Annotated in this window: 21 protein-coding genes, 1 tRNA gene and 1 pseudogene; 9 read left to right on the top strand and 14 right to left on the bottom strand. The window is 62.5% G+C overall.

What is annotated here, in order from left to right; all coding sequences use genetic code 11:
* Positions 1 to 66 precede the first annotated feature (66 nt).
* Positions 67 to 801, top strand: a complete 735-nt coding sequence (locus Q1B16_RS17345; RefSeq protein WP_299791757.1) for a translation initiation factor 3 — start codon at positions 67 to 69, stop codon at positions 799 to 801.
* Positions 802 to 957: 156 nt separating this feature from the next.
* Here the strand turns inward: Q1B16_RS17345 and Q1B16_RS17340 are convergent, their stop codons facing one another.
* The 6 genes from Q1B16_RS17340 to cobA form a co-directional block, all read right to left on the bottom strand.
* A complete protein-coding gene (locus Q1B16_RS17340; RefSeq protein WP_299791754.1) occupies positions 958 to 1,818 on the bottom strand; it encodes a ferredoxin--NADP reductase in 861 nt (286 codons plus the stop codon).
* A gap of 116 nt (positions 1,819 to 1,934) precedes the next feature.
* Positions 1,935 to 2,330: a DUF934 domain-containing protein gene (locus tag Q1B16_RS17335; protein WP_299791751.1), complete on the bottom strand. Its 396-nt coding sequence runs from the start codon at positions 2,328 to 2,330 to the stop codon at positions 1,935 to 1,937.
* A complete protein-coding gene (locus Q1B16_RS17330) occupies positions 2,327 to 3,094 on the bottom strand; it encodes a phosphoadenylyl-sulfate reductase (RefSeq protein WP_366140164.1) in 768 nt (255 codons plus the stop codon). Before Q1B16_RS17330 ends, Q1B16_RS17335 begins: the two co-directional genes overlap by 4 nt.
* Positions 3,091 to 4,764, bottom strand: a complete 1,674-nt coding sequence (locus Q1B16_RS17325) for a nitrite/sulfite reductase (RefSeq protein WP_299791748.1) — start codon at positions 4,762 to 4,764, stop codon at positions 3,091 to 3,093. Before Q1B16_RS17325 ends, Q1B16_RS17330 begins: the two co-directional genes overlap by 4 nt.
* Positions 4,764 to 5,066, bottom strand: a complete 303-nt coding sequence (locus Q1B16_RS17320) for a DUF2849 domain-containing protein (RefSeq protein ID WP_299791745.1) — start codon at positions 5,064 to 5,066, stop codon at positions 4,764 to 4,766. The genes Q1B16_RS17325 and Q1B16_RS17320 overlap by 1 nt, the downstream gene beginning before the upstream one ends.
* Entirely contained in the window at positions 5,066 to 5,842 is a 777-nt protein-coding gene (gene cobA, locus Q1B16_RS17315) for a uroporphyrinogen-III C-methyltransferase (RefSeq protein ID WP_299791742.1), read from the bottom strand. Before cobA ends, Q1B16_RS17320 begins: the two co-directional genes overlap by 1 nt.
* Before the next feature lie 150 nt (positions 5,843 to 5,992).
* On the opposite strand from cobA, the gene Q1B16_RS17310 reads away from it, so the two are divergent.
* Positions 5,993 to 6,448, top strand: a complete 456-nt coding sequence (locus Q1B16_RS17310) for an Lrp/AsnC family transcriptional regulator (protein WP_299791739.1) — start codon at positions 5,993 to 5,995, stop codon at positions 6,446 to 6,448.
* An 18-nt stretch (positions 6,449 to 6,466) separates the two neighbouring features.
* Here Q1B16_RS17310 and Q1B16_RS17305 read toward each other — a convergent pair whose 3' ends face one another.
* A complete protein-coding gene (locus Q1B16_RS17305) occupies positions 6,467 to 7,636 on the bottom strand; it encodes a cytochrome P450 (RefSeq protein WP_299791736.1) in 1,170 nt (389 codons plus the stop codon).
* Positions 7,636 to 8,376: a triose-phosphate isomerase gene (gene tpiA, locus Q1B16_RS17300; RefSeq protein WP_299791733.1), complete on the bottom strand. Its 741-nt coding sequence runs from the start codon at positions 8,374 to 8,376 to the stop codon at positions 7,636 to 7,638. The genes Q1B16_RS17305 and tpiA overlap by 1 nt, the downstream gene beginning before the upstream one ends.
* 126 nt (positions 8,377 to 8,502) lie before the next feature.
* Between tpiA and Q1B16_RS17295 the strand changes: the two are divergent.
* Positions 8,503 to 9,144 (top strand): annotated as a pseudogene (locus tag Q1B16_RS17295) (2-oxoglutarate and iron-dependent oxygenase domain-containing protein); the annotation flags it as partial.
* A 296-nt stretch (positions 9,145 to 9,440) separates the two neighbouring features.
* On the opposite strand, the gene Q1B16_RS22375 reads toward Q1B16_RS17295, so the two are convergent.
* Genes Q1B16_RS22375 through Q1B16_RS17265 form a run of 6 tightly spaced genes read right to left on the bottom strand, consistent with a single transcriptional unit; the run spans position 9,441 to position 12,463 of the window.
* Complete coding sequence (locus Q1B16_RS22375; RefSeq protein ID WP_366140162.1) at positions 9,441 to 9,848, bottom strand: GFA family protein; 408 nt, start codon at positions 9,846 to 9,848, stop codon at positions 9,441 to 9,443.
* A gap of 34 nt (positions 9,849 to 9,882) precedes the next feature.
* Positions 9,883 to 10,281, bottom strand: coding sequence for an iron-sulfur cluster assembly accessory protein (locus Q1B16_RS17285; protein WP_299791727.1), 399 nt, complete (start codon positions 10,279 to 10,281; stop codon positions 9,883 to 9,885).
* Positions 10,282 to 10,311: 30 nt separating this feature from the next.
* Positions 10,312 to 11,046 (bottom strand): DUF3307 domain-containing protein, encoded by a 735-nt coding sequence (locus tag Q1B16_RS17280; RefSeq protein ID WP_299791724.1) that lies wholly within the window; start codon positions 11,044 to 11,046, stop codon positions 10,312 to 10,314.
* A 49-nt stretch (positions 11,047 to 11,095) separates the two neighbouring features.
* Positions 11,096 to 11,731 carry a MarR family transcriptional regulator gene (locus tag Q1B16_RS17275; protein WP_299791721.1) on the bottom strand — a complete coding sequence of 212 codons (636 nt, stop codon included), beginning with the start codon at positions 11,729 to 11,731 and terminating at the stop codon, positions 11,096 to 11,098.
* A 45-nt stretch (positions 11,732 to 11,776) separates the two neighbouring features.
* On the bottom strand, positions 11,777 to 12,097 hold the full coding sequence (locus Q1B16_RS17270; protein WP_299791718.1) for a TfoX/Sxy family protein: 321 nt from the start codon (positions 12,095 to 12,097) through the stop codon (positions 11,777 to 11,779).
* 3 nt (positions 12,098 to 12,100) lie between these two features.
* Positions 12,101 to 12,463, bottom strand: coding sequence for an SUF system Fe-S cluster assembly protein (locus Q1B16_RS17265; protein ID WP_299791715.1), 363 nt, complete (start codon positions 12,461 to 12,463; stop codon positions 12,101 to 12,103).
* 99 nt (positions 12,464 to 12,562) lie between these two features.
* On the opposite strand from Q1B16_RS17265, the gene tgt reads away from it, so the two are divergent.
* From tgt to Q1B16_RS17235, 6 genes are all read left to right on the top strand, one after another.
* Positions 12,563 to 13,690, top strand: a complete 1,128-nt coding sequence (gene tgt / locus Q1B16_RS17260) for a tRNA guanosine(34) transglycosylase Tgt (RefSeq protein ID WP_299791712.1) — start codon at positions 12,563 to 12,565, stop codon at positions 13,688 to 13,690.
* Positions 13,691 to 13,825: 135 nt separating this feature from the next.
* On the top strand, positions 13,826 to 14,377 hold the full coding sequence (locus tag Q1B16_RS17255; protein ID WP_299791709.1) for a hypothetical protein: 552 nt from the start codon (positions 13,826 to 13,828) through the stop codon (positions 14,375 to 14,377).
* Positions 14,378 to 14,480: 103 nt separating this feature from the next.
* Positions 14,481 to 14,645, top strand: coding sequence for a hypothetical protein (locus Q1B16_RS17250; protein ID WP_299791706.1), 165 nt, complete (start codon positions 14,481 to 14,483; stop codon positions 14,643 to 14,645).
* A gap of 233 nt (positions 14,646 to 14,878) precedes the next feature.
* Complete coding sequence (gene lon, locus Q1B16_RS17245) at positions 14,879 to 17,284, top strand: endopeptidase La (RefSeq protein ID WP_299791703.1); 2,406 nt, start codon at positions 14,879 to 14,881, stop codon at positions 17,282 to 17,284.
* A 170-nt stretch (positions 17,285 to 17,454) separates the two neighbouring features.
* The gene (locus tag Q1B16_RS17240; protein ID WP_299791700.1) at positions 17,455 to 17,850 is read left to right on the top strand and encodes an HU family DNA-binding protein; all 396 of its coding nucleotides are present in this window, start codon (positions 17,455 to 17,457) and stop codon (positions 17,848 to 17,850) included.
* A gap of 19 nt (positions 17,851 to 17,869) precedes the next feature.
* Positions 17,870 to 17,944: transfer RNA gene (locus tag Q1B16_RS17235), tRNA-Val, on the top strand.
* Positions 17,945 to 17,971 lie beyond the last annotated feature (27 nt).

The raw sequence follows: 17,971 nt of genomic DNA, 5'->3' as shown, positions 1-17,971 counted from the left end.
CCCCTAGTCAGTCCACACTGCGAGGGTGTGGCACCGTAGAGTATGAAAGTGGGGGTCCTGGATCCGATGAAAAACCTGATCATTTTGGCGATTGTCGTCGCTGCCGGCCTGGGTGTCTGGCTGTTCACGCAATCCGATGAAGCACCGGAAATGGCTGAAACCAGCACAGAGGCCGTTACGAATGCCGAGGAAGCGACCGAGTCCGCCGCGTCGGACGCGGCTGAGGATGTTGCGACCACAGCCGATGCCGCAGCCGAGGAGGCGTCAGATGCGACCAATAACCTGGCGGACTCCGCTGGTGAAGCTGTGGACGAGGCCGTCGCGACAGCGAACGAAGCCGCATCCGAAGCGGTCGAAGCGCTCGACAATGCGTTGGACGCCGCGACCGGTGCCGCCGACGATGCAGCCGAGACAGCGGACAGCGCCCTTGATGATACCGCGACCGCCGCCGATGAGGCAGCAGAAACCGCAGGCGAAGCGGCTGATGCCGCCAACGACACGGCCGCAAGCGCCGTCGAGGCGACCGAAGAGGGTGCCGCAGAGGCCGCCGACGCCGTGGAAACGACCGCCGAAAACGCCGCCGCAGCCACGACCGACGCCGCGGGCGACGCGGCCGCGAATATCGAGGAATTGCTGACCGTCGAGGGCTTCGATTACGATCGTGTCGCCGAGTATATCGACAATTCCGACCTGTCGATGCTCATCAAATCGTCGACCAAGGCAGCGTTGGAGCAGGCACAGAACAGCCCCGAGCAGCTGGAAGCCCTGCTTGCGAATTTGCGGGAGCAGCTGGACCTGTAACGCCGTCGAAGCGTCAACCTACAAAGCCGCGCAGGAATATCCTTGCGCGGCTTTTGTATGACGCGACGGGTCGTTAGGCTGTGGTCAGGTCGCAGTTGAACATTCCTGAAAAGTAAATAAATTTCGTAATTTGCAGGTGTTTCTTAAGTCTATACTTTAATCCAGAAACGCCTTTTCCACGACATATGTCTTGGGATCGGAATTGGCCCCTTCCTCCAGCCCGTAGCTTTCGAGCATCTCCTTGATTTCAAGGTTGAAGGCAAGGTTGCCGCAAACCATTGCGCGGTCGGTTTCCGGGCTGAGTTCCGGCACACCCAGATCGGCAAAGCATTCGCCCGAGCGCATGAGATCGGTGATGCGGCCCATCTTCGGGCTGTCTTCGCGCGTGGTGGTCGGGTAGTAGCGCAGCTTGTCGGCGAAGCCTTCGCCGATCAGCTCTTCCAGCATTTCGTCCGAGCGGATCGTGTCGATCAATTCCTTGCCATAGGCCAGTTCGCCGACCTCGCGGCAGGTGTGGGTCAGGATGACTTCGTCGTAATCCTCGTAAGTCTGCGGATCGCGCAGCAGGGACGCGAAGGGCGCGATCCCGGTGCCGGTGGCAAAGAGCCAGAGCCGCTTGCCGGGCAGAAGTGCGTCATGCACCAGCGTGCCCACGGGTTTTGGCCGCAGGATGATTTGGTCGCCCGGCTGGATATGCTGCAAGCGGCTGGTGAGTGGGCCGTCCTGTACCTTGATCGAGTAGAACTCCAACTCATCGTCCCAGGATGGCGAGGCGATCGAATAGGCGCGCAAGAGCGGCTTTTCGCGGCCGGTCTTTTCGTCCGTCTGCATCAGGCCGATCATGACAAACTCACCGGAGCGGAACCGCAAGGATGCAGGCCGCGTCACCCGGAAGGAAAACAGCCGGTCTGTCCAGTGCGTGACCGAGGTTACGGTCTGCGCATCGGGAACGGCGAGGGTTTTGGCGGCAGGCGCTTTGGTGGCTGTGGCTTCGGTCACGGGCGTCAACTCTGTCATGTTTTCCATCCCGGTTGCTGTAAACCGGTCCTCTACATCTATCTTTGATTTACATCAGACGAAACCCGCCCAAGGTCGCAGGGGCCGGGCGGGTGCGTTTCTTTGGTGCTGGCGTGTCAGGCGGCGATGCCGCGCAGGCGGGTTTGGTAGTCATGCGCCTGCCAGTCCGCGCGGGCCAGCCATTGGTCTTCGGGCTGGCGTTGCGCCAGAGTGTCGTCGATTTCGACATCGTCAAAGCCCGAGCGGCGCACCATTGCGTATTGATCTGCAATGACGTGGCCCTGCGCGCGGAGCCAGCCCTTGTAGCCCTGCTGCCGGATCAGCCGCGCCAGAGTGAAACCGCGCCCGTCGGCGAAGCTTGGGAAGGCGATGCGCACCAGTTCCTTGCCGATGAGCATCGATCTCAGATGCGCGGGATCGGTGTCTGACGCGAGGTCGATGCGCGCTTCGGGGTCGATCCAGCGGGTCGGATCTTCGGTTAGAAAACCGGTGTCGTTGATGAGAACGGTCATGTCGTTGCTCCATTGGGTCTGTGCAAGCCGCATTCTGTTTTTTCCAAGCCGCGCCAACGCCCTGCGCGATTGTCTTCACCTTGATTGACACGCGTCGTGCACGGCGCGCAGCCGATGGACGGATAGCCGCGCGCCACCAAAGGATGACGGGGCAGTTTGTGGGTGTCGAGATGCGCCGCGATGCGCGCCGGTTTCCAGTCGATCAGCGGATTGATCTTGATCCGGGTGGTGGCACCGTCGAGGTCGAAATAACCAAGCCCGGCACGAGTCTGCGCCTGATGCCGTTTGCGCCCGGTGATCCATGCATCATAGCCTTTGAGCGCGGTGTCGAGCGGCCGCGTCTTGCGCAGATTGCAGCAGGCATCGGGATCGCTGAGGCGCAGCGCACCGTACGGATCGACCGCATCAACCGTACGGTCGGCGGCGCGGATCACCTGCACGTTGGTCAGGCCGAGATGGTCCGCCAATTGTTGCTGATAAGACAGCGTTTCCGGAAACAGCAGACGCGTGTCGATGAAGAGCACCGGCAGCGCGCGGTCGATCTGTGCGATCAGGTGCAGCAACACGGCAGAGTCCGCGCCAAAGCTGGACACCATCGCGATCCGGTCGAAAATCCCGCGCGTCAGCACCGCTTCGAGCAGGTAGGACGTGCCGAAATGGCGATAGCGCGCGTTGAGGTCGGCGACACGATCCTGCGCGGCCATACGCGCGTCCAGCGGGATCTGGCTTTCTTCGCGTGTGTGATGGTTCAGGTGCAGCATCATGCGGCCTTTGCGCGTTTGTCCGCTTCGCCGTAAAGCGCGGTCTTGAACGGAGTCATGCCGACGCGGGCGAAGGTGTCGATGAACCGCTCCTCGGCGCTGGTGCGTTCGGAGAGGTAGGTGTCCACGATCCGCTCGATCGCAGGCACGATCTCGTCCGCCGCAAAGCCCGGCCCGGTGCGTTGGCCGATAGCGGCTGTCTCGGTGTGATCGCCGCCCAGCGTGATCTGGTAGTTCTCCACTCCCGCGCGGTCGAGGCCGAGGATGCCGATATGGCCGACATGGTGATGGCCACAGGCGTTGATGCAGCCCGAGATCTTGATCTTCAGATCGCCGATTTCGTGTTCCAGCTTGAGCTGGTCGAACCGTGTGGCGATTTCCTGCGCGATGGGGATCGACCGGGCGGTGGCAAGCGCGCAGTAATCCATGCCGGGGCAGGCGATGATGTCGCTGATCTTGCCGATATTCGCAGTGGCGAGGCCAGCGTCCTTCAGCGCCGCATGGATCGCGGGCAGGTCGGCCTTGTGCACATGGGGCAGGACGATGTTCTGCTCGTGGCTCACGCGCAATTCGTCATGGCCGTAGCGTTCGGCCAGATCGGCCATCAGGCGCATCTGGTCGGAGGTCGCGTCGCCAGGCGTCGCGCCATGCGCCTTCAGGCTGATCTGCGCGATGGCGTATCCGGGCGCGCGATGGGCGCTGAGGTTGGTGTCGGCCCAGGAGCGGAACAGCGGGTCATTGGCATAGGCCAGATCGAAGGGCCCGGTGTCGCGGTCGGTGAAGGCGGGTGGGGCGAAATCTGCCTTCATGCTGGCGAGGAGCTGTTGATCTACCCCGGTGAAGGCGGGCTTCAGCAGCGCGAACCGCTCCTCCACCCGCGCGCGGATGTCGTCCAGCCCGTGCTCGTGCACGGTGATCTTGATGCGGCTCTTGTACTTGTTGTCGCGGCGGCCCAGCAGGTTCCAGACGCTGACCACGGCTTCGAGATAGGGCAAAAGGTCGGCTTCGGGCAGGAAGTCGCGGACGACCTTGCCGATCATGGGTGTCCGGCCAAGCCCACCGCCCACGATGACTTCGAACCCGGGATCTCCGGCGTCATTGCGCACCATGCGCAGGCCGATGTCATGCGCCTTCGTGACCGCGCGGTCGTTGGGCGATCCGGTCACGGCGATCTTGAACTTGCGCGGCAGGAACTGGAATTCCGGGTGGTCGGTGGACCATTGGCGGATCAGCTCGGCCACGGGGCGTGGATCGGCGATCTCGTCCGCCGCAGCGCCTGCGAAATGGTCGGCGGTCACGTTGCGGATCGTGTTGCCGGAGGTCTGGATCGCGTGCATCTGCACCTCGGCCAGGGCATCGAGCATATCCGGCACGTCGCGCAGCTTGGGCCAGTTGAACTGGATGTTTTGGCGCGTGGTGAAATGGCCGTAGCCCTTGTCCCAAGTGTCCGCGATGTAAGCGAGCTGCCGCATTTGGGTGCTGTTCAAAGTACCATAAGGCACGGCCACACGCAGCATGTAGGCGTGCAGTTGCAGATAAAGGCCGTTCATCAGGCGCAGCGGTTTGAATTCGTCCTCGGTCAGGCTGCCGTCGATGCGGCGCTCGACCTGGGCGCGGAACTGGGCGTTGCGTTCCGCCACGAAGGCGGCGTCGAAATCGGTGTAGCGGTACATCAGAGAGCCTCGGACTGTTTGCCGTGGGGATAGTTGGACGGGCCTTTCGCGCGGTAGCTTTCGCGGAAATGGGCGGGTTTCGGGCCGGGCTTTCCGGGTTTCACATCCGCCAGATAGGCACCGACCACCTCGTCGGTGCGGGCGCTGGCGTCGATGAGCCGGATCTGGGCGTCTGCCTCGTCGGTGAGCACCTCGGCGTCCTGCAACCGGCGCGACCAGGTGTCGGTTTCGGTGAGGTAGACAACGTCGCCTTCGATGAGCGCGTTGGCGGTGATGACCTTGGGGGTAAAGATCGCGGGCATCAGATCATCTCCTGTACGTGGGGAAGGGCGGTGATTGCTGCGTCGCGCGGGGCCAGGCCATACATGAGCAGCGCGGGGCCTGTCATCGCGGCGTCGGCGATGGCCGCGGGCAACGTGGCCAGAGTGGCCGCGACGATGCGCTGATCCGGGCGCGAAGCGTTTTCGACGATGGTGACCGGGATGGCCGGGGATGCGCCGTGCATCAACAGACGTCCCTGGATGAAGCGCGCGGCCTTCTTGGCCATGTAGATCGCCGCCACTTCGCCGTCGCGGGCCAAGGCGCGCCAGTCGTGATCGGCATAGCCTTGCATGTCATGCCCGGTGATGAGCCGCACGGCGGTGTTGCGCCCTCGTTTCGTGAGCGATTGGCCAAGCGCGGCGACGGCGGCGGAGGCCGAGGTGAGACCGGGTAGGACCGTGTAGTTGAGGCCCGCGTCGGTAACGGCATCCAGCTCTTCGTCGAGACGTCCGAACACGGTGGGATCTCCGGATTTGAGACGCACCACGCGCGCGCGGGTCAGGGCTTCGTCCACGATCATCGAGTTGATCGCGTCTTGGGTCAGCGAGGGTCCGAATCCTTCTTTGCCTGCATTGCGCAGGCGGGTATGGGCTCCGACCAGCGCGAGGATATCGGCGCTGACAAGGCGGTCGTGGATGACGACGTCGGCTGTTTGCAGCGCGCGCAGGGCTTTGACGGTCAGCAGGTCCGGATCACCCGGTCCGGCGCCGACGAAGGCGACGGGATGGGGTTCTGTCTTGTGCAGGTCGCGTGGCATCGGGTCGTCCTCTTCACCGCGTTTCTTGTTCCTAAAATAGAATTTTGTTCCGGTATTCGGCTAGTCCCTTGCAGAAATAAGGAAATCTGTTCTATGTGGCGCGAGGGGCAGGACAGGTGATCCTTCAAACCGGCAGAAAGAAGAACAGCGATGAAGATTGACGACACGGACCGGAAAATCCTTGTGGAGTTGCAGACCGACGCGGCGCAGTCGCTGGACGATATCGCCCGCAAGGTCGGATCATCGAAAACGCCCGTATGGAACCGGATTCGCAAGATGCGCGAGGCCGGGATCGTCGGCGCGCAGACGGTGCGGCTGGATGCCGATGCGCTGGGGTTCGAGGCGTGTTTCTTCGTGCTGATCCGTACGAGTGAACACGATGCGGCTTGGCAGCGTGCGTTTCTCAAGGCGTTGCAGGACCGCCCAGAGGTGCAAGAGGCGCATCGCTTGGCGGGGGATATCGACTACATCCTCAAGGTCCGCGTGAAGAACGCGCGCGCCTATGACGCCTTCTACCAGGCCCTGATCGCCGAGGTGCGGGTGCACAACGTGACGGCGCTGTTGTCGATGGAAGAGATCAAGTCGACCACGGCGCTGCCGCTCTGACGGTGACGGCGGCGCGCGTCAGGAGGACTGCACCATGAGACGCTCAAGGCCGTGAAAGTGGTAGGTGTTGGCGTAGACGGGCGGTTCTGCGATCCGTAGGGTCGGGCAGCGCGTCCAGAGGATCGGCAGGGCGACCTGAAGCTCGAGCCGGGCCAGCGGTGCGCCGACGCAGAAATGCAGACCGCCGCCGAAGCTGGTGCTTGGCGTAACGGGGCGGGTCGGGTCGAAACGATGGGCATCCGGCCAGTGCGCCGAGTCGCGGTTGGCCGAGGCCAGCAAAAGGGCCACCTGATCGCCGCGCTGGAAGGTGTGGTCGTAAAGGGTGATCTCTTCGTAAGCGTAGCGGGTGAACATATGCAGCGGCGGGTCGTAGCGGAGGATTTCCTCGACCGTGGCGTCGTCGATCTTCCGTGTGCCGGTCTCAAGCAGGGTCTTGATGCCATTGCCCAGCGTGTGGACGGTCGCCTCGTGCCCGGCGTTGAGCAGCAGGATGCAAGTAGTGATCAACTCGTCGGTGGAAAGGGTGCTGCCGTCTTCCTCGGCAGCGATCAGGTGGGTGATCAGGTCATCGCGGGGATCGGTACGGCGCGTGTCGATATAGCGGCGCAGGAAGTCCGAGAATTCGGAGGCGGCGGTCGCCGCGGCCTCTTCGGTTTGTCGCGTTCGGCTGGCCTGGTACATGGCGACCATCGCGTTGGACCAGCGCAGGAGTTGCGGGGCCATGTCGTCGGGCACGCCCAGAAGGCGGGCGATGACGATGACGGGGATCGGCTGGCAGAAGGCGCTCAGGATGTCGAAAGGTGCATCGGTCGGGAAGGCGTCGATCTTGTTATGTGCCAAGGCGGCGATTTCCGGGGCCAGTGCCTTGATCCGGCGCGATGTGAAGGCGCGCAGGACCAGACCGCGCAGGCGGGTGTGGCGGGGTGGTTCCAGCTCCAGCATGGAATGCGCCTCGACCGCGTAGAAGGGCGCGAGGTGGTCGGGTGGGTCGGTTGCCAATTCCGCCGGGACTTCGCGCCCGAAGCGGCGATCGCGCAGGATGGCGTGCACGGCGCGGTGGCTCGTGGCGCAGGGCATGGCGTAGTCGTCCCACAATGCCAAATCGCCCGCTGCGCGCAGGCGGTCGTAGAACGGGTAGGGATTCTGGACGAAGTTCGGCTCCGTTGGCGATTGCTGGAAGTGGTGCATCACGCGGCGTTGAGCGCGTCCACGATGGGGGCAAAATCGCTGGCCTTGAGGCTGGCACCGCCAACCAGCGCACCGTCCACGTCGGGCACGGCAAAGATTTGAGTCGCGTTGGACGCCTTGACGCTGCCGCCATAGAGCAGCCGGACCGCGCTGGCGATCTCGTTGCCGAAGCGCTGGATAAGGGTCGCGCGGATGAAGTTGTGAACCTCGGCAATCTGGTCGGTGGTGGGCACCTTGCCGGTGCCGATGGCCCAGACGGGTTCGTAGGCGACGACGGTGTTTGCGCCGGTGACGTCGTCGGGGAGGGACCCCGCGAGTTGCGCCCCGATCACGTCGAGCGTCTTGCCCCTTTCGCGGTCATCCAGCGTTTCGCCGACGCAGACGATGGCGATGAGGCGTGCGTCCCATGCGGCCTGCGTCTTGGCCGCGACCACAGCGTCGGTTTCGCCGTGATCGGCGCGGCGTTCCGAATGGCCAAGGATCACGTAGGTCGCACCCGCCTCGCGCAGCATCGGGGCGGAAATGTCGCCGGTATGCGCGCCCGACGCCGCGGCGTGGCAATCCTGACCGCCGATGGCGACCTTGCCGGACTTCGCGGCGGCCGACGCGATCAGGGTCGCAGGCGGGCAGATCAGCACCTCGGCGTCACCGCTGGCGGCCTCTTGCAGCGCGTCGAGTTCGCTCAGCGCGGCGAGGGCCCCGTTCATTTTCCAATTTCCGGCGGCGAGTTTGCGGCGCATGGGGTGGCTCCTGTCCTTGGCAAGTGTGGCTGGCATCATCGCGGGCGTGGGGGTGACGTCAAGGGCCGTTGCGCGGGGAGGCTGGTGCTGTCAGAAGTCGTTGCGCAAGACAAGGAGGGTTGAGCCATGATCCCGAGACTGGACGCGGCGGCACTGGCGGCCGGAGACCCGGACACGCTGGCACAGATGCGGATCGCCGCCGAAGAGGTCGGGTTCGCCACGGTGCACAACACGGTGTTTTCACCGGCACGGATGCGGTTCGTGCTGGCGGCCTATGGCGCGTTCTTCGCCCTGCCGGTCGAGGTGAAGGACCAGGTGAACATGGCGCGTACCGGATCGAACCGCGGCTGGGGCGCGCCGAAGTCTGAACAGGTCGATCCCGAGGCGAACCCCGATTACAAAGAGGTCTTCGATTGCGGCTACACCCTGCCGGACGGTGATATGCGGGTGGCGCTGCCCGTCTATGCGCCGAACCACTGGCCGGACCGCCCCGCCGGGTTCGAACAGGTGATCCGGGCGTACTACACCGATGCGCTGGACGTGGCGCGCGGCATCCTGCGGGGGATCGCGATGTCGATCGGCGCGGATGCGGATTTCTTTGAGGACAAGTTCGATTGCCCGATGGCGCTGTTGCGGGGCAATTACTATCCCCCGCGTCCGGATTGGGCCGGGGCCAAGGATTTCGGGATCGGCGCACATACGGATTACGGCTGTCTTACCTTGTTGGCCACTGACGGTCAGTCGGGGCTTGAGGTGCAGCCACGCGGGCAGGATGGTTGGCTGCCGGTGCAAGCGCCTACCGGTGAGTTCATCATCAATTTCGGTGCTGGAGATGTGGACCGAAGGCCGCGTCGTCGCCACCCTGCACCGGGTCAAAGGTGGGGCGGAGGAGCGCATCTCGGTGCCGTTGTTCTTCAATCCAAACGTAGAGACCAACGTCGCGCCGCTTGGATCGGGAAAACTTATCCGGGCGGGGGATCATTTGTCCCGGCGCTACGCCGAGACCTATGTGCATTTGCAGGGGACGGGGTAATCTTCTCCGCGACCTACCTTCAGATCACCAGTCAACCGGGAAGCCCGTCGATCCTTTGGATGGAGTCGAGGTCATTGTCCCAATCTGCGCGGCTGGCATGGGAAATGTGCGCGTTGGGCCGGATATCGATTGGGCTGTCCAGTGATCCCGCTGGGACGACAAGCATGCCGTCGTCCGCTTGAGTGAACGGCAGCGCAGAACCGCAGTTTGTGCAGAAGCATTTTTCGTGCCGTGACGCGGGCAGTCTGAAGCGCCGGATACTTTCGTCGCCCGACAACCAGACGATCTGGGCTGTGGTTGAAAACAGGTTTGCCGAATGGGCCGAGCCGCTGGCCTTTCGGCATCGTGCGCAGTGACACAGGTAGAACCTGTCGAATTCTCCCGATATGCGGAACGTCACGGCGCCACACAGGCACTGTCCGGTTTTCACCTCGGGCATGAGATCGACCAATACATGCGCACGGAGGCTCTGCCTAGGCCTTGAGGTTCGGTGCGCCGTTCGCGTGTTCGGTGGCCAGCTCGTCCACGTCCTTGAACTTGATGGACTCTCCACAGCCGCAGGCATCGGCCACGTTGGGATTGTTGAAATGGAAGCCAGATTCCAGGAGCGAGGTCTGGTAGTCGATCTCGGTGCCGAAGAGGAACATCTGCGCCATCGGGGCAATCATGACGACCGCGCCGTCCTGTTCGACAACCTCGTCATGTGGATCGGCGTCATCGACGTAATCCATCGTGTATTCCATCCCCGCGCAGCCGCCTTTCTTGACGCCGATGCGCAGGCCCGCATGGCCCTTGGCGTCCATCAGCTTGCGCACTTGTGCGGCGGCTTTGGGGGTCAGGGTGACGGCTTGTTTGCCGGGAATGCCAAACATGACTCTCTCACTTTCCTTTACACGCTCTATCTAGGGGATCGCCGTCGCGATCTCAAGGAGAGACAATGTCGCGTAGCCGCTGGCAAGGCCCCACCCGAAGGAGGCAAGCGTGCCGATGATGACGTATTCGCCTGCCTTTTGCCCCTTGGAGGCGGTGTCGAAGCGCAGGACCGATTTGGCGGCGATCAGGAAGCCAGTGGCCGCTGTCTGACCGACGCAGATGAAGAGGAAGATCAGCCCGCGTTCCAGTTTGCCGATGATGCGTCCGGCATTGTCGAGGCCCTCGGCCCCGGGGCCGCCGTCTTCTGCGCCGAATTGAACGAGATAGGGTCGCATCAGCAATCCAACGGCATAGCCCCCGGCCCAGATCGAGACGATAGCGCCGGACATCAGGATAACCGGGGCGCGCAGGGTTTCGACGTGGTCCGCCCATAATCCGGCGCTGACCGCGCTTGGCACCAGAATCGCCGCAGCGATCAGTGTGGCGATGTGGGCGGCCTGATCGCCCATGAAGGCGGGTAGCGTGTCGCGCCACGGCTCGGGCACGGCCCAGGTCTTGATGGCGTCGATGAGGAGATGCGCACCGGCGACCGCGAGGGCGAGCCGCCAGTCGCCGCCCAGCGCGGCCCATGACAGGGCGAAGACGATTGCGATGTGGAGCAAGAGGATTGCCGGTTCCGCCTTGCGGCGGATCATGACGTCGGGCTGCGCGAGGAAATCCGCGATGACGTGGGCCAGGAGCAGGGCGATGAACACATCTAGCATGAGGGCCTCCGCAAGCGTTTGCGCTTTCTTTGGTGCAAAGACATGAGTTTCACTTGCGTCCCTCGTCTTCTATGGCCCTCATTGCCTCGTCGAGCGCGGGATAGCCCGCCGACCAGAGCGCTTGGTTGATCGCCTGCCGGGTGATGCCAAAGGACTTGGCGATCTCGGCGCGGGATGGGGCGTCCGGCGGCAGGGCGGCGGCGATGGCGCGGGCCTGTGCCTGGGTCCATCCGGACGCGATGTGATCCGCCAGACGAGTCGCGGCGTGAAGCGCCCCGCCCTGGGCATGGGCCATGCGCCCGTGACCGGAAATGCCGGTCAACAGTCGCCCGGAGGCTGTAAACGCGGCCCCATGCGCAGCGTTCAAATCGCCGGTGTCCGGCAAGGTGCCGTCGCCTGTGGCGATGGCGATGCGGGTTTCGGTCAGGTCATGATCGCGGCGCAAAAGCGCGAGGATGAAAAGTGCGGCGCGCAGGCCGAGTTCCGGGCGGGTCAGCGCGATCTGCCAACTGTCGCCACCCCTGCGGGCGAACCGCGTTTGCAGATCTGACGCGGACCACTGCGCCATCGTGGCTGTTGCACCGTCGATTGTGCTTAATACGGCATCGACCGCGTCCGGGGCGAGGTCGGAGGATGCGACGAGGTCGCCGGTGAGAACGCATAAGGCTGTCATAGCGCAAGCCATATCACTTTCCTTCGGCAAAAGAAGCTGATTTTGCTTGACGTTCGTTCACTTGGTTTCCGTCAGAGATCGCCGTGCCCAGGCGCAGGCCTCTTGCGGATCATCGAGCGCGGCGTCGGGCAGGGTCCAATAGGGCATGTTGACGGTTTTGCCCTCGTAGGTGCGAAACTGCTCTGACCCTTCGGCGGCGAGGTCTTCGGCCAACGGGCCTTTGGCCTTCACCATGATGGCGTCACCGGGACCGATCAGGGCAAAGATCGTGCCTTCGGAATAGATGCCCAGACCGCCGAACATCTTGCGGGTGGTCAGGGCAGGAATGTCGCAGAAAAGGTCGCGGACGAAAGCGATCTGTTCGTCCGTGACAGCCATCGTTTACATAAAGCCCAGTTCGAGCCGGGCTTCGTCGGACATCATGTCCATGCCCCAGGGCGGCTCCCAGGTGAGTTCCACATCGACATGCTTGACGCCGGGCAGCGGCTCGATCGCCTCGGCCACCCAACCGGGCATTTCGCCAGCGACCGGACAGCCGGGGGCTGTCAGGGTCATGATGACCCGTACTTCGTTCTCATCGTTGATATCGAGCGTGTAGACCAGGCCGAGATCATAGATATTGACCGGAATTTCGGGGTCATAAACGGAGCGGCACGCCTCGACCACTTGATCGTAGAGCGGGTGATCGGTGCTGGAGGGTGCAATCAGCGGCGCACCTTCGATTTTGGGGCTGGCGTCGTCCATGTCGGTCCTTCCCGTGAGTTCCTGAGCAAAGATATAGGGAATGGAGCGGGCAGCGTAAAGGGTTGGCAAATCACATCCGCTGCGGCATGGGTGCGCGTCATGAGCACAACATCCTTCACCCTCCACGCCACCGACGGCACCGCCCGCACCGGAGCGATCACAACGCCGCGCGGCACAATCCGCACACCGGCCTTCATGCCGGTGGGCACGGCGGCGACCGTCAAGGCGATGATGCCGGAAAGCGTCGCGGCAACAGGGGCGGATATCCTGCTGGGCAACACCTATCACCTGATGCTGCGGCCCACGGCGGAACGGATCGACCGGCTGGGCGGTCTGCACAAGTTCATGAACTGGGACAAGCCGATCCTGACGGATTCAGGTGGATTTCAGGTGATGAGCCTTGCCGATCTGCGCAAGCTGACGGAACAGGGCGTGACCTTCAAATCCCATATCGACGGCTCGCGCCACGAATTGACGCCCGAGCGGTCGATGGAGATCCAGCGGCTGTTGGGGTCGGACATCGTGATGTGTTTCGACGAATGCCCTGCATTGCCGGCAGACCGCGACCGGATCGCGGAGTCAATGCGTCTGTCGATGCGCTGGGCGGAGCGGTCACGCGATGCGTTCGGCGACCGTCCGGGACACATGCTGTTCGGCATTCAACAGGGCGGTTTGGAGGAAGATCTGCGGGCCGAGTCGGCGGAGGCTTTGAAAAGCATCGGGTTCGATGGTTATGCCATCGGCGGGCTCGCCGTGGGCGAGGGCCAGGAGGCGATGTTCGGCTGCCTCGATTTCGCGCCCGGTCAACTGCCCGAGGACAAGCCGCGCTACCTGATGGGGGTGGGCAAGCCGGATGACATCCTGGGCGCGGTCAAGCGCGGGGTTGATATGATGGACTGCGTGTTGCCCTCGCGCTCGGGGCGCACGGGGCAGGCTTGGACGCGACGCGGGCAGGTCAACATCAAGAACGCACGGCATCAGGACGACCCGCGCCCGCTGGATGAGGACTGCACCTGTCCAGCCTGCCGGAATTACTCACGGGCCTATCTGCACCATGTGTTCCGCGCGCAGGAGATGATCTCGGGAATGCTGCTGACCTGGCACAATCTGCATTATTATCAGGAGTTGATGCAGGGGATGCGCGACGCGATCTCGGCGGGTGAGTTTGCCGCGTTCGAAGCGCAGTTTCACGCGCAGCGCGCCGAAGGCGATATCGCACCGCTTTGAGATGGACGGATCGGGGGCCAGCCCCCGAACCCCCGGAGGTTATCTGGCAAGATGAAGCAGGTGAGGTGGTTTTGACGCTTTGTTCTGCATCGAACGAGGCATCGGGTGTTGATAGTGAGCGTGAGGAGGTCGGAGATGCGGTACGTTCTTGGCATGGTTCTGTTCAGCGTCTTGGCATCCGGGCCCCTATCGGCACAGATGCAGGGTCATGGTCACATGCACGGCGCGGATGGGGCCGGGCATGACATGGCCGCCATGCCGGGCCTGCGCGGTGAGAACGCAACGGCAGAAGAAAGCGCAGAACTCGCGCTGTTGTTCCAGCGCTTCCAGACACTGAGTCGCGAGGTCGAAAACCTCCCCAACGGTATTCGCACCGTCACACGATCCAGCGATCCGGAGGTGATGGATGCGCTCGTCAACCATGCGGTGGGGATGATCGACAGGGTGGGGCGGAAGGACGATCCGAAAATCTTGATCCAAAGTCCGACGCTCGATCTGTTCTTTCTGCGGGGCGACAAGATCCTGTCCGAGGTCGATGTCACCGACGAGGGGCTGATCGTGATCCAGACATCGGACGATCCCGAGGTGGTTGCCGCGATGCATGCCCATGCTGCCGAGGTGACAGCGATGGTCGAGCAGGGGATGCATGCCGTTCATCAGATGATGATGCAAAGAGCGGCCAACTGAAGGAGAGCTGGTCCAGGGCCGTGTTCCCAAACGGCAGGCCTTGCGGCGACGCGTGGCTTGGGTCAATGCTGTCCTATCGCCCGTTTCGGGCATGGAGCCAGACATGGACTACGGAAAGACCGGTGCAGCCAAAGCCAAGAAAGGCGCGCCACGATTTGATGCCCACAAGACACCTGCCAAAGCCGGTTCGGCGTCGAAAGACCGCCCCGGCAAAGACGCTTTGCTTGCGCGGATGAAAGCGGCCGCGTCGAAATCTTCGGAGGCGTGAGCCGCACCGCCGGTGATCCAGGCGGCGGGATTTCAGCCCGGTATGTTCTCGTGTGACTTAACCCTATGCCGAAAAGCCACCTTGCAGGCTCGGCACATCAAGATATGGTGGCAACACACGGAGCGAGGTTGAAACCTATAGGGGTGAGACCCACTTTATACTCCTGAACGGAGATGGTCGGAGCTGCCGCAAAGCGGGGCCGGTGCCATCTTGCCAATGATAAGGATACGAGCATGCAAGAGCCTCTCAACGCATCTTACCCAGTGCTGCCTCTGCGGGACATCGTTGTCTTCCCGCATATGATCGTGCCGCTGTTTGTCGGGCGCGACAAATCGGTACGTGCGCTGGAAGAGGTGATGGCCGACGACAAGCAGATCCTGCTTGCGAGCCAGATGGACCCTGCGGAGGATGATCCGCAAACCGACGGAATTTACCGCACCGGCGTTCTCGCCAACGTGCTGCAACTGCTCAAGCTTCCCGACGGCACCGTGAAAGTGCTTGTCGAAGGTCAGAGCCGTGTGCGCATCACCGAATACCTCGAGAACGAAAACTTCTTCGAGGCGCGCGCCGAGTACCTGACCGAGATGCCGGGCGATCCGGCGGCCATTGCCGCGCTTATCCGCACCGTCGGTGAGGAATTCGAGCGGTATGCGAAGGTCAAGAAGAACATCCCGGACGAAGCGCTGGGCGCCGTATCCGATGCCGACGCACCGGCTAAACTTGCCGATCTCGTGGCCGGGCATCTTGGCATTGAAGTCGATCAGAAGCAGGAATTGCTGGAAACGCTGTCCGTCAGCGAACGGCTTGAGAAGGTCTATGGCCTGATGCAGGGCGAAATGTCCGTGTTGCAGGTCGAGAAAAAGATCAAGACACGCGTCAAATCCCAGATGGAGCGGACACAGCGCGAGTACTATCTGAATGAGCAGATGAAGGCCATTCAGAAGGAGTTGGGCGACGGCGAGGACGGCCAGAACGAGGTCGCGGAACTGGAAGCCAAGGTCAATGAGACCAAGCTGTCCAAGGAAGCCCGCGAGAAGGCCGAGGCGGAGATCAAGAAGCTCAAGAACATGAGCCCGATGAGCGCCGAAGCCACCGTTGTGCGCAACTATCTCGACTGGATGCTGTCGATCCCGTGGGGCACCAAATCCCGCGTGAAAAAGGACCTGGGCAACGCCGAAAAGATCCTCGACGCCGATCACTACGGTCTCGAGAAGGTCAAGGAACGCATCGTCGAATACCTTGCCGTGCAACAGCGGTCGAAGAAGCTGAAAGGTCCGATCATGTGCCTTGTCGGCCCTCCGGGCGTCGGTAAGACATCGCTTGGCAAATCGGTCGCCAAGGCCACGGGGCGCGAATTCATCCGCATCTCGTTGGGCGGCGTGCGTGACGAGAGCGAGATCCGCGGTCACCGCCGGACGTATATTGGCTCCATGCCGGGCAAGATCATCCAGGCGCTGAAGAAGGCGAAGACGACGAACCCGCTTATCCTGCTCGATGAAATCGACAAGATGGGCCAGGATTTCCGGGGCGACCCGGCGTCGGCGATGCTCGAGGTTCTGGACCCGGAACAGAACGGGACATTCGTGGACCACTATCTCGAGGTGGAATACGATCTGTCGAACGTGATGTTCCTGACCACGGCGAACAGCTACAACATGCCCGGACCGCTTCTGGACCGGATGGAGATCATCCCGCTCGCCGGTTACACGGAGGACGAAAAGGCAGAGATCGCCAAGCGTCACCTCGTGTCCAAGCAGGTCAAGAACCACGGCCTCAAGAAAGGTGAGTTCGAGCTGACGGACGAGGCGCTCACGGACGTGATCCGTTATTACACCCGTGAAGCGGGCGTGCGGAATCTGGAACGCGAGATCTCGAAGCTGGCGCGGAAAGCGGTGACCAAGATCGTCAAGAAGGAAGAGGAGAAGGTGGTCATCACTCCGGACAACCTCAACGATTTCCTTGGCGTACGGAAATACCGCTACGGTCTTGCCGAAGACGAGAACCAGGTCGGTGTCGTGACCGGATTGGCGTATACGTCGGTCGGCGGGGACCTTCTGCACATCGAGGCCCTCAAACTGCCGGGCAAGGGTCGTATGAAGACCACCGGCAAGCTGGGCGACGTGATGAAGGAATCCATCGATGCGGCCGCCAGCTATGTTCGGTCCATTTCGCCGCAGATCGGGGTGAAGCCGCCGAAGTTCGACAAGATGGACATTCACGTCCACGTGCCCGACGGGGCGACTCCCAAGGATGGTCCATCGGCTGGTCTGGCCATGGTGACATCCATCGTGTCCGTGCTCACCGGCATCCCGGTCAAACGCGATATTGCAATGACCGGCGAGGTGTCCCTGCGCGGCAATGCGATGCCGATCGGGGGACTGAAGGAGAAACTGCTCGCGGCCCTGCGGGGGGGGATCAAGACGGTCCTCATCCCGAAGGAAAACGAAAAGGACCTGGTTGAGCTGCCGGACAATGTGAAAAACGGCTTGGAGATCATCCCGGTCGAGCATGTGTCCGAAGTTCTGAAACTGGCACTGGTGGAAGAGCCGGAACCCATCGAATGGGACGAGGCGGCCGAAGAGGCGGCGGCCCAGGCGATGGCGAAGGAAAGTGGCGGCGCATCGGCCATCGCGCACTGACGGGTTCCGAAACTGCACCAACGAACGCCGCCCTCACCGGGGCGGCGTTTTTAGTTCCGCCGCTGTATTTGGTGGCCGCGTTACGTCAAAACACTGGATAAAGTACGCAGTCTTGTTATGCTGCGCGGACATTCGCCAAGAATAGTCAGAGCAGACAAAGGATGAACACAATGGCGACGACCAAGAAAGCGCCGACCACACCGCGCAAGACCACCAAGACCGCAACCGCTGCAAAAGCCGCCGCGCAGACGCCTGACCCGGAAGTGGTGGTGAACGAGACACCGAAGATCACCGCGCCGGAACTCAAGAAAAAAGAGCTGATCGAAACCGTGGTCGCACGCAGCGGCGTCAAGAAGCGCGATGCGAAACCGGTGGTCGAAGCGATGCTTGCCATCCTCGGCGAAACGATCGCCGATGGCCGCGAATTGAACCTCGCGCCGATGGGGAAACTGAAGATCACGCGGATGAAGCGAACCACTAAGGCGCATATCATCACGACGCGTCTGCGTCGCAACGAACAGCACCAGACTGACGCGCCGGACCCTCTTGCACAGGCCGCCGAGTGACGCTAAGACGCCGCCCAACGGGTGATTAGCTCAGTGGTAGAGCGCTTCGTTCACATCGAAGATGTCAGGAGTTCGAATCTCTTATCACCCACCATGAATTGCAACACGCGGTCTCGAAAGA

Origin of the sequence: uncultured Marivita sp., from assembly GCF_947488135.1 — a bacterium.
Lineage (GTDB): Bacteria > Pseudomonadota > Alphaproteobacteria > Rhodobacterales > Rhodobacteraceae > Marivita.
Note: the sequence above shows the minus strand (reverse complement) of the source record. Positions and strands in the feature narration are given on the sequence as shown.

Excerpts from the sequence above, each read along its gene's own strand:
- Q1B16_RS17345 (WP_299791757.1), top strand. The coding sequence starts at position 67 with ATGAAAAACCTGATCATTTTGGCGATTGTCGTCGCTGCCGGCCTGGGT.
- cobA (WP_299791742.1), bottom strand. The coding sequence starts at position 5,842 with ATGCCACGCGACCTGCACAAGACAGAACCCCATCCCGTCGCCTTCGTC.
- lon (WP_299791703.1), top strand. The coding sequence starts at position 14,879 with ATGCAAGAGCCTCTCAACGCATCTTACCCAGTGCTGCCTCTGCGGGAC.
- Q1B16_RS17255 (WP_299791709.1), top strand. The coding sequence starts at position 13,826 with ATGCGGTACGTTCTTGGCATGGTTCTGTTCAGCGTCTTGGCATCCGGG.
- Q1B16_RS17340 (WP_299791754.1), bottom strand. The coding sequence starts at position 1,818 with ATGACAGAGTTGACGCCCGTGACCGAAGCCACAGCCACCAAAGCGCCT.
- Q1B16_RS17250 (WP_299791706.1), top strand. The coding sequence starts at position 14,481 with ATGGACTACGGAAAGACCGGTGCAGCCAAAGCCAAGAAAGGCGCGCCA.
- Q1B16_RS17280 (WP_299791724.1), bottom strand. The coding sequence starts at position 11,046 with ATGCTAGATGTGTTCATCGCCCTGCTCCTGGCCCACGTCATCGCGGAT.
- Q1B16_RS17275 (WP_299791721.1), bottom strand. The coding sequence starts at position 11,731 with ATGGCTTGCGCTATGACAGCCTTATGCGTTCTCACCGGCGACCTCGTC.
- tgt (WP_299791712.1), top strand. The coding sequence starts at position 12,563 with ATGAGCACAACATCCTTCACCCTCCACGCCACCGACGGCACCGCCCGC.
- Q1B16_RS17265 (WP_299791715.1), bottom strand. The coding sequence starts at position 12,463 with ATGGACGACGCCAGCCCCAAAATCGAAGGTGCGCCGCTGATTGCACCC.
- Q1B16_RS22375 (WP_366140162.1), bottom strand. The coding sequence starts at position 9,848 with ATGCCCGAGGTGAAAACCGGACAGTGCCTGTGTGGCGCCGTGACGTTC.
- Q1B16_RS17305 (WP_299791736.1), bottom strand. The coding sequence starts at position 7,636 with ATGCACCACTTCCAGCAATCGCCAACGGAGCCGAACTTCGTCCAGAAT.
- Q1B16_RS17240 (WP_299791700.1), top strand. The coding sequence starts at position 17,455 with ATGGCGACGACCAAGAAAGCGCCGACCACACCGCGCAAGACCACCAAG.
- Q1B16_RS17310 (WP_299791739.1), top strand. The coding sequence starts at position 5,993 with ATGAAGATTGACGACACGGACCGGAAAATCCTTGTGGAGTTGCAGACC.
- Q1B16_RS17285 (WP_299791727.1), bottom strand. The coding sequence starts at position 10,281 with ATGTTTGGCATTCCCGGCAAACAAGCCGTCACCCTGACCCCCAAAGCC.
- Q1B16_RS17270 (WP_299791718.1), bottom strand. The coding sequence starts at position 12,097 with ATGGCTGTCACGGACGAACAGATCGCTTTCGTCCGCGACCTTTTCTGC.
- Q1B16_RS17320 (WP_299791745.1), bottom strand. The coding sequence starts at position 5,066 with ATGCCCGCGATCTTTACCCCCAAGGTCATCACCGCCAACGCGCTCATC.
- Q1B16_RS17330 (WP_366140164.1), bottom strand. The coding sequence starts at position 3,094 with ATGATGCTGCACCTGAACCATCACACACGCGAAGAAAGCCAGATCCCG.
- tpiA (WP_299791733.1), bottom strand. The coding sequence starts at position 8,376 with ATGCGCCGCAAACTCGCCGCCGGAAATTGGAAAATGAACGGGGCCCTC.
- Q1B16_RS17325 (WP_299791748.1), bottom strand. The coding sequence starts at position 4,764 with ATGTACCGCTACACCGATTTCGACGCCGCCTTCGTGGCGGAACGCAAC.
- Q1B16_RS17335 (WP_299791751.1), bottom strand. The coding sequence starts at position 2,330 with ATGACCGTTCTCATCAACGACACCGGTTTTCTAACCGAAGATCCGACC.